The following is an 8,997-nucleotide window of genomic DNA, read 5'->3' on the forward strand; positions in this document are numbered from 1 at the left end:
CTTCTTAATCTTATTCTCTATCTCTTTCTTATTCTGTTGCGTTACTGTAACGTTACTTTTATTTTGCGTAACGTTACGAGTATTTTTAGTAACAGTACTATTATTATCAGTACTTTCTATAATGTTATTACTGATATCTTTATTATTAGCAATTTCCGAACTGATATCACTAGCTGCTTCATCAGTATCAGTATTTACAGAAGCTTCTTCCCTTGTTTCTAAATTCTCTAATGTTGCATTTTCATCAAGAGCTTTATTTTCTTCTGGCGCATAATTCTCCTCTGATGAATTTTTCTTTTGTTCTAAATTATTAGTTTCTTCTAGTTCCTCATTTTCATTCAAAGTTATGCTTTCTTCTAAAACTTCATCTTCATAACTTTCTTGAGCATCACTTTTGGCAGTATTCTTCTCTTGTTTTTTCTTTTCCCTATGAGTCTCAGCTCTTTTTCTATTTTGCTCGCGAACTTTTTCCATTCCTTCTATATTTTGATACTTGTCCCAGTTTACAATTCTGATTACTTTATCAGGAGCTATTTCAATCATTCCAAATTTAGATAGAACTCTTAATGCAAGTTTAATGGCTTCTAATGGTCGTGAAAATAATATGGCTAGCATTTTGCTAGTAAGTGGCTTTCCCTCTGATAAAAATATTTCACCATTAGCATTAAGCTTTCCACCTAGTAAAAGTATTCTTATCCACACATAATGGATTGTATCCCTTTCTTTCATTGCATCTATTAATTTCATTTTTTCATCATCAGGCATACAAGTAGCTAATTTAATCCATTTAATATCTGCCATTATTTTTCACGCTCCCATAAATAAAATTTTCTAAATCTTTCAAGTCCATCCCAAGATGGACTTATTCCAATTGAATTACAAACATATACGTAACATTTTAAGATTTTAAAATTCACCCTTCTCCCCTCATTTAGTAATACCTTATTTTATTAGAATTCCCTTATGTGCCCTCCCTCTTTTCCCCTTTTCAAAGTCATAATAAATACACTCTTCAAGTTGCTTAACCGGAAAATTTTCTCCTAGCATTTGGATGCATACTTTTGTATCCCTTTGATAATTCTTTAATATTTCTATTAAATCATTAGCTGTTAGTCCTTCAAATTTTCTAATCAATTTAAATTCCTTCTTTCTAAAATCGTTAACTATATCCATAAAAATGAATTTATTCTATTATTCATTTCTATCAAAAGTTAATTCTTTAATATCCTCTAAGTTAGATAAATCTTTCCCATTGTTTTCTTCTAAAAACTTCATTAATTCTGTTCTGGTTATCTTTAGACTTCCAAGCTTTAGGCCTCTTATTACATTCTTCTTTAATAGATCATACACAGAATTTCTATTAACTTTTAATAACTCTGCTGCTTCAGATACAGTATATAAAACTGGCTCCATCATTATCCCCCTATTCTCATCTCAATAATTCATCCCTCACAAATTCACTTCACATTACAAGTGCTATTTCATTCCCATTTAACAAAAAGATCATATCTATAATTTTCTACTTAATATTAAGCATTTCTATCAGTTTTCATATTGTTAAATTCATCAATAATAAATAGTTCTTCTATTGTTTTCCCAAAAAAATTCGAAATGAATTTAGCCTCTGTTACACTAAAATCAGATTTACCATTTATTTTGTAATTTAAAGCACTTCCAGTTATTTTAAGTTTTTCAGCTAATTCCTGTTGAGTAATTCTTTTTTCTACCATAAGGCCTTTTAATTTGCTATACATCTCTCATTCTCCTTTTTAATTATTTAATCTTAATTCGATATCGATCAAATTTTCATTATGATAATTTTTCCTTGCCGATTATCATTTAGATAATTTAGCTTTATTATAAATTAGCATTTAGATAATTTCAACATGTTTCACTTAATTTAATAAAATTTATTTTTTCTTTTAGTTAATTTGATGTTTATTAATTAGCAAATAGTTTATAATATAGGTTAGTGAATTGCATATAGTGTATAGGGGGGTGATAATATGAGTAAATTTCCTATTAGGCTTAAAGAACTTCGTGAAGAAAAAGGGTTATTAGGTAAAGACTTTGCTAAAATTATGAGCGTGGAACCTGCAACAGTAACTAATTGGGAAAAGGGAAATAGATTTCCTAAGGATGATGTATTAATTAAAATTGCTGACTATTTTGACTGTAGCACTGATTATCTTCTAGGCCGAACTGATGATAAACTTTCAAAAGTATACTCTGGGACATTGCATAATCAAACTATAGAAATTGAAATCGATAAAGGATTTCCTCATGAACTAACTGCTGAAGAGGTTCAAAACATAATTAAGCAGTTAGATGCCGTGGGTTTAGATGTGAACAAACTAATTGAAAACTCTAAAAAGAAATAAAGTACAAAGAAAAACTGTAGAAACTATCTATAGTTTTTTATTTGTTTTTTATACTATTTTTGAGTTTAATGTATTAAATATTCATGCCTTCTCCTAAAAAATCAAAAGATTATTCCAAAATATTGAAATTATTTTTACATAATGTTATAATTTTCCTTAGAACAAGAGTTCGCTTTATGTTAGGGGGAGATTTTAATGTTGTGGAAATACATTTTGAAGATAAGACTCAATAATGAAATCGTTTATAAAAGGGATATAGGCGAAAATGAGAATTTCATACATAAAAATGATGAAGAGTTATCAAGTATAAATAATGCAAATTGCGAAACAATAGCTAACGTGGAGGTGTTAAAACATGGAAGGAAGCGTTAGAAAGAAAGGTAACAAATGGTACTATAGTTTTGAAGTAGGAAAGGAGAATGGAAAAAGAAAAAAGATTGAACGTGCAGGAGGATCTACAAAAAAAGAAGCACTAGAATCGCTAAGAAAGGCAATTATTGAATTTGAAAATGCAGGTACTTTTATAGATGAGAGTACTATAAGTGTTAATGACTACTTTGACTATTGGTTTAAAGAATATGTTTTACTTAATTGCAAACCTAACACTCAAGTTAGCTATAAACAATTAATTCAAAACCATATTAAGCCTCAAATAGGTATATATCACCTAAAAAAAATTACTCCTGCTAAATTACAAGAACTGATTAATACAAAGTATAGAAATGGATTTAGTAAGAACTATTTAAGCAATCTATATGGAGTTTTAAGTGGAGCTTTCAAAAATGCTGTATATCCATATCAATTAATAAAAGAAAATCCAATGACATTTGTAAAAATGCCTAAGTACAATCAAAAATTAATTAATAATCTAGAAGATTTAAAAATTATAACTCTCGAGCAGTATAATACTATATTAAAAAGATTCCCTTATGGCAGTAACATGCATATCCCACTTCAAATAGGTTTCCACACTGGAATGAGAGCTGCAGAAGTTATGTCATTAACTTGGGACTGCATAGATCTTAACGCTCATACTATTAAAGTAGAAAAAATACTGTATAGAAACGAATTTAAACAATGGGTTTTTGGCACTCCAAAAACTCAAAGCAGTTATAGAACTATAAAAATTGGAGGTACATTAATTTCTTTATTAAAAAGATTTCATACTGATCAAAAAGCAAACAAATTACGTTATGGTGAATATTACATTAAAAATGATTATGATTTTGTTTGCTTAAAAGAAAATGGTGAACTCCTAACTACAGATAGTATTAAGTATCTAAGTAGAATTGTAAATTATGAATTAAACATACCATTTAAATTTCATTCATTAAGACACACTCACGCAACCATGTTATTAGAAGCTGGTGCCAATATAAAAGATATTCAAGAAAGACTTGGTCATAGTAAATCTTCAATTACCATGGATGTTTATTCTCACGTTACTAAAAAGATGTCAAATGATAGTGTTAATATTTTTGAAAATATGTTAAAAATAAATCTTCCGACCACATAAATCCACGGTCGGAAGAATGTCGGAAGTCGGAAGATTTTTAACTAATTATGTTATCGAAAATGGCTTTATTGCTTAATAAGTTTGACTATAGTTTCAACGTGAGGTGTATTAGGGAACATATCCTTAACTTTAGTTTTAATAACTTTATATCCTTTTTCCGTAAGTACTCTAAGGTCATTAACTAATGTCTTTGGATTACATGAAACGTATATTATCTCTGGTGCATTAAATTTAATTACATAATCTAACGCCTTAGGATGTACTCCAGTTCTTGGTGGATCTAATATTATTATATCCGGTTTAACTTTTACTGTTTTTATTATTTCTGCTACATCACCAGCTATAAATTCACAATTATTTAATCCATTTAATTTAGCATTTTCTCTTGCAGCTTCAACTGCTTCTTCAATAAGTTCTATTCCTATTACTTTCTTTGCATTTGGAGCTACTATTTGCCCTATTGTTCCTGTACCACAATAGAGATCAAATACAATTTTTTCTTCACTATCTCCCATAAACTCTTTAACAATAGAATATAGACTTTCTGCACCTTTTGTATTGGTTTGAAAGAATGAAAATGGAGAAATATTAAATTGTAATCCTAGTAATGTTTCTCTAATATAATCTTTTCCAAATAACACATTTACCTTTTCTGGTATTACTGCATCTGATTTCGAATTATTTTCAGTATGGATTATAGATACTAAGTTTCCTTTATAACTTTGTTCTCTTAGCAATTTAACATATTCGCTTAAATCGAAGTCTACCTGAGTAGTAGTAACTAAATTAACTAATATCTCGCCAGTATTTTGAGCTTTTCTTATCACTAAATGTCTTAAATAGCCTTCAGCTTTCATTATTCTATAATAAGGCAAATCTTTCTCTCTAAAGTAATCAGCAGTCAACTTAATAATTTTCCTATAATCCTCATCAACAAGTTTACATTCATCTACAGTTAATATTCCAAAAGATTTTCCTCTCATATGCATACCTAATGAAAGTGGCTCTCCCTTGGCTTCATCACCAAATGTAAATTCCATCTTATTTCTATATTCCCATTGGTTAGGGCTTCCTTGAATTCCTAGATACTCTCCTGTGTCAACATTTGCTTCTCTAAATAACTCTTTAACTTCTTCACTTAAAAATTCTAATTGCTTTTCATATGGTATACCTTGTGATGAACATCCTCCACAAACTCCAAAATGAGGACATGAAGTTTCAATCTCATAATCAGCTCGTTCGTCTACGCTTATTAATTTTAACTCCGCATAATCTTCTTTCTTCCTTTTTACCCTACCTGTAACTGTTTGACCTGGAAAAGCATTCTTAACATATATAGTCTTATCTTCTGCATAACCTATTCCTGTCGATGGAAATTGTAACTTTTCTATTTTAACGCTTAAATCGCTTCCTTTTTTCATCATCTACTCCTAAGTACTTATATTTTAAAATTTTATCTGTAATTAAAAATTAAGAATATAAAAAGTAATTTTTATATTCTTTAAATTATAATAGTAAATTCAGTTTATAAATTAATTCATATTTAATATCTTTTTCCCAAAAGTATTTTCTAGTTTACTCTTTTCCATTATTGGGGCATAAATACAATTTATAATAAAATATATTATTCCTCCTGCTAAAATTATAGCTCCATTATCCCTTACGAACATGTATCCACATAATTTTAAGATTATATCACACAATAGTACTAATAAAGCTGAACCAGCAATCATTAATAACTGATCAAGTGCGTTAGCTAATATAATTTTAGAAGAAGATTGTTTATCTGATTCTTCATCACTTGTTATTAAACTTTCAACCTCTTTATTAACATTGTTATCTGTTTCTTCTTCAGTATCCGAAATCTTTTTAATTTCGTTTTCTTCCACTTCATCGTTTATTTCATTTTCATTTAAGTTATCTTTTTCCAAAAAATTTTCCCCCTTGTAATCTACTTCATACTCATTTCACCATCAGCAAATTTGTATTTCTTTGTAGATAATTTATATATTATACACGTTTTGGTAGCTAAGATTTCTTCTTTTAAGCCATCAATTGTGTTATCAATCTGAACTTGATTTTCTCCACTTTTTAATTTATCAATTATTTGTTTATTTATGTCTGAATAATCTCTACCTTCTTGGTCTGTAAATGCTTCTATGTACTTTTTAAAAGATGTCTTTCCTAAGTCAAAATTATTATTTTTTATTGCACTCTCACCATCAAAATTTAAGCTCAACTTTAGGCTTATATCACCAGTTTCTAAGTTATCACCATATGTCTTCATTCCAAAATACATACTTTCAATTTTATTTACCTCTGGCTTCTCATTGTCAAAATATATGGAGTTATCATTTACAGATTCATCCTTTTCTTTTCTTGTTTTCTCATCTTTTGTATATTTTACCCCTAAATCCTTGGTTATATTCTCCATCTTTGATAATTTATCTTTAAATAACTTTTGTGTTTGATCTAATGTATAATTTTTTGCCCATTTTCCCTCTAAACTGTCATCATTAGAGTTTGTGCTACTTTCCGTTGTTGTGTCCGTTTTCTTTGTTGAACTATCTGTAGCATTTTTACACCCGGCTAATGATGCTGCAACTATTATGCTCATAAGTATACTTATAACCTTTTTAGACACTAAATTTTCCCCCTTATTTAAATTAGATGTTATTTTTATGTCTAACTAATATACGGCAAATGAATAATACAATTTTACCATCAGTGTATTACAACTCTGTGTCAATATTATACCTTTTTTCTTACCTAAATAATATTATGTTCTCTTTTCTAGATTGCTTTTACATTCATTTAATATAATTAGTTTTGATATAACACTGTTTATTATATATTTTTTTACTCTTTCATGCAATTATTATAACGTTAACAAGCATTAATGTAATATATTTGTAAGTTGTTCAAATTTCGATTTGTTCCTTTATTCGCTCAAACATGTTGTCTCCTATTCCAGATACATTTTTTATTTCCTCAATTGATTTAAATCCACCATTTTTTTCTCTATATTCAATTATACCTTTTGCTTTTGAATCGCCTATGCCATTTAGTGTCTTTAATTGATCTAATGTTGCACTATTTATATTAATTTTTTTATCTGAACTATCTTTATTACTAGAATTTGAATTTACAGTTTGTATTTCCTTGTTTTCATCATTTTTGTTTAAAATATAAATCAATTCATGATCTTGCAATTTTTTTGCTCTATTTATATTACTTAAATCTGCATTTTCTGTAAGCCCACCTGATATGTCTATGAGATCCTTTACTATTGAGTTTTCACTCATTGTATAAACATCTGGCTTTTTTACTTCTCCTTTTATTTCTACAACTATGTTCTTATTTTTTGCTGCAACTATTTGTTTCTTGCTATCCTTACTATTTGATTTATTATTATTTTGAGCATTAACCGATTCATCATTTGATGTATCAGCTTCAATACTGTCATCTACAAAAATACTTTCTGTATCATTTTTCTTTAATTCTTTAAACCCAGATTTCACATATAATCCTATAAGTACAATTACTACAATAAATAGCATACTTAATATGCCGATTTTTTTCTTATCCTTTAAGAACTCTTGTACCACTTCTTTTTCTCCTTTACAATTTCTCTTTAAATATTATTCCCATTTTTTTATTATTTAGACTCTTATTGGAATCTATTTGAACTTTGTATAGCGCAAAATCCTTTTTTTTGATAAAATGTATTTTGAGTACGATTAAAAATATTTAATATAAGTATGGAGAATTTTATGAAAAGAATTTTTAAAACATTTAATATATTGTTCTTGTTTTTATTTTGCTTTACCTATAATAGCGTACAAGCAGAAACACAGCCTCCACAGATTAATGCTGAGGGTTTCGCTTTAATTGATGCATCTACTGGCCAGGTGTTATATGGGAAAAATGAAGAGAAGGTTTTAGAACCTGCTTCAACTACTAAGGTTATGACTGCAATTATAACTTTAGAAAAGTGTAACCTAGATGATGAAGTGACAGTTCAAGAAGATTTCACCAAAATAGATGGAACTGCTGTTGGTTTATTAAAAGGTGATGTAGTAACTGTTCGCGATTTGCTTTTAGGGCTTCTTTTGGAATCAGGAAACGATTGTGCAAATGCTTTAGCTGATCACATATCAGGAAGCACAGAAGCATTTTCTAAACTTATGAACGAAAAAGCAAAAGAACTGGGAGCTTTACACACAAACTTTAAAAATCCAAGTGGATTACCAGATCCAGAACATACAACTACTGCACATGATTTAGCGTTATTTTTAAGGGAAGCTATAAATAACAAAGATTACGTTCAACTATCTACTACACCAAATTACACAATAACGCTCAAGAATAACCCTTCAAAGACTATTGTACTTAACAATAAAAATTATATGATAAATAAGAATTCTAGATATTATTACCCTTTTGCTCTTTGCGGTAAAAATGGTTATACAACAAAATCAAATCATACTTACGTAGCTGCTGCAGAAAAGAACGGACATGTTCTTGTAGCTTCATTTTTAAATGCACTTGATAAAGATCAAAACTTTCATGATATGCAAGCAGTCTTAAATTACGGATTTGATAATTATTCTTTAGTTCACCTTTACAAAAAAGGTGATGAGGTTTCTCAGTACAAAATAACTAATAATCTTACAATACCTGTTTTGGCTTCAAAAGATATCGATTATGATGTTCCTAAAGGTCAAGAAAATTCAGTATCTTCTGAAATAAAAATACAGGATCAGGATTTAAGCAAACAATCATTTAATGAAGGTGATAACATACTAAAAGGTACCGTTTATGTTAATGATAAAGAATATACAACTATGGATTTAGCTGCCGGGACATCTAGAAAGTATGAATTTCCTCTTTCTATTAATTCATTGTCAAACAATGCAAATTCAGAACTCTATATAGGATCTGTCGCTATTGTTTTAGCAGGAGTATTTGGATTAAGGAAGCTTATAAATATAAAATTAAAGAAATAAAAATAAAGGAAGTAACTAAAATGTACCCTTTGTCAAGGACAATTTAAAAAAAGATAGACTAATTTAAAAGATGATTTCTGTATTTAACGGG

Annotated in this window: 12 protein-coding genes; 4 read left to right on the top strand and 8 right to left on the bottom strand. The window is 28.6% G+C overall.

Going from position 1 to position 8,997, the window contains the following annotated elements; translation table 11 throughout:
• From ACJDTP_RS26810 to ACJDTP_RS26825, 4 genes are all read right to left on the bottom strand, one after another.
• On the bottom strand, positions 1-801 hold an 801-nt coding region (locus ACJDTP_RS26810), incomplete at its 3' end, for a phage replisome organizer N-terminal domain-containing protein (RefSeq protein WP_406762944.1).
• A 141-nt stretch (positions 802-942) separates the two neighbouring features.
• Positions 943-1,134 (bottom strand): hypothetical protein, encoded by a 192-nt coding sequence (locus tag ACJDTP_RS26815; RefSeq protein ID WP_406762945.1) that lies wholly within the window; start codon positions 1,132-1,134, stop codon positions 943-945.
• 57 nt (positions 1,135-1,191) lie between these two features.
• Positions 1,192-1,413 (bottom strand): helix-turn-helix domain-containing protein, encoded by a 222-nt coding sequence (locus ACJDTP_RS26820; protein ID WP_406762946.1) that lies wholly within the window; start codon positions 1,411-1,413, stop codon positions 1,192-1,194.
• Positions 1,414-1,529: 116 nt separating this feature from the next.
• A complete protein-coding gene (locus ACJDTP_RS26825; protein WP_008423917.1) occupies positions 1,530-1,754 on the bottom strand; it encodes a helix-turn-helix transcriptional regulator in 225 nt (74 codons plus the stop codon).
• Between the two features lie 252 nt (positions 1,755-2,006).
• Here ACJDTP_RS26825 and ACJDTP_RS26830 point away from each other — a divergent pair, with 252 nt between their 5' ends.
• The 3 genes from ACJDTP_RS26830 (at position 2,007) to ACJDTP_RS26840 (ending at position 3,897) form a co-directional block, all read left to right on the top strand.
• Entirely contained in the window at positions 2,007-2,381 is a 375-nt protein-coding gene (locus tag ACJDTP_RS26830) for a helix-turn-helix domain-containing protein (protein ID WP_039773064.1), read from the top strand.
• A gap of 195 nt (positions 2,382-2,576) precedes the next feature.
• Complete coding sequence (locus tag ACJDTP_RS26835) at positions 2,577-2,753, top strand: hypothetical protein (protein WP_171983586.1); 177 nt, start codon at positions 2,577-2,579, stop codon at positions 2,751-2,753.
• Positions 2,737-3,897 (top strand): tyrosine-type recombinase/integrase, encoded by a 1,161-nt coding sequence (locus ACJDTP_RS26840; protein WP_406762947.1) that lies wholly within the window; start codon positions 2,737-2,739, stop codon positions 3,895-3,897. Before ACJDTP_RS26835 ends, ACJDTP_RS26840 begins: the two co-directional genes overlap by 17 nt.
• Before the next feature lie 65 nt (positions 3,898-3,962).
• Here ACJDTP_RS26840 and rlmD read toward each other — a convergent pair whose 3' ends face one another.
• The 4 genes from rlmD to ACJDTP_RS26860 all read right to left on the bottom strand — a co-directional run bounded on the left by rlmD (position 3,963) and on the right by ACJDTP_RS26860 (position 7,505).
• Positions 3,963-5,318: a 23S rRNA (uracil(1939)-C(5))-methyltransferase RlmD gene (gene rlmD / locus ACJDTP_RS26845; RefSeq protein ID WP_406762948.1), complete on the bottom strand. Its 1,356-nt coding sequence runs from the start codon at positions 5,316-5,318 to the stop codon at positions 3,963-3,965.
• Between the two features lie 111 nt (positions 5,319-5,429).
• On the bottom strand, positions 5,430-5,828 hold the full coding sequence (locus ACJDTP_RS26850) for an RDD family protein (protein WP_077842087.1): 399 nt from the start codon (positions 5,826-5,828) through the stop codon (positions 5,430-5,432).
• Between the two features lie 20 nt (positions 5,829-5,848).
• Entirely contained in the window at positions 5,849-6,541 is a 693-nt protein-coding gene (locus ACJDTP_RS26855) for a hypothetical protein (RefSeq protein WP_077838955.1), read from the bottom strand.
• A gap of 277 nt (positions 6,542-6,818) precedes the next feature.
• Complete coding sequence (locus ACJDTP_RS26860; protein ID WP_161223111.1) at positions 6,819-7,505, bottom strand: helix-hairpin-helix domain-containing protein; 687 nt, start codon at positions 7,503-7,505, stop codon at positions 6,819-6,821.
• A 165-nt stretch (positions 7,506-7,670) separates the two neighbouring features.
• Here ACJDTP_RS26860 and ACJDTP_RS26865 point away from each other — a divergent pair, with 165 nt between their 5' ends.
• Positions 7,671-8,906: a serine hydrolase gene (locus ACJDTP_RS26865; RefSeq protein WP_406762949.1), complete on the top strand. Its 1,236-nt coding sequence runs from the start codon at positions 7,671-7,673 to the stop codon at positions 8,904-8,906.
• Positions 8,907-8,997 lie beyond the last annotated feature (91 nt).

The organism is Candidatus Clostridium helianthi, from assembly GCF_045310795.1.
GTDB classification, from domain to species: domain Bacteria; phylum Bacillota; class Clostridia; order Clostridiales; family Clostridiaceae; genus Clostridium; species Clostridium helianthi.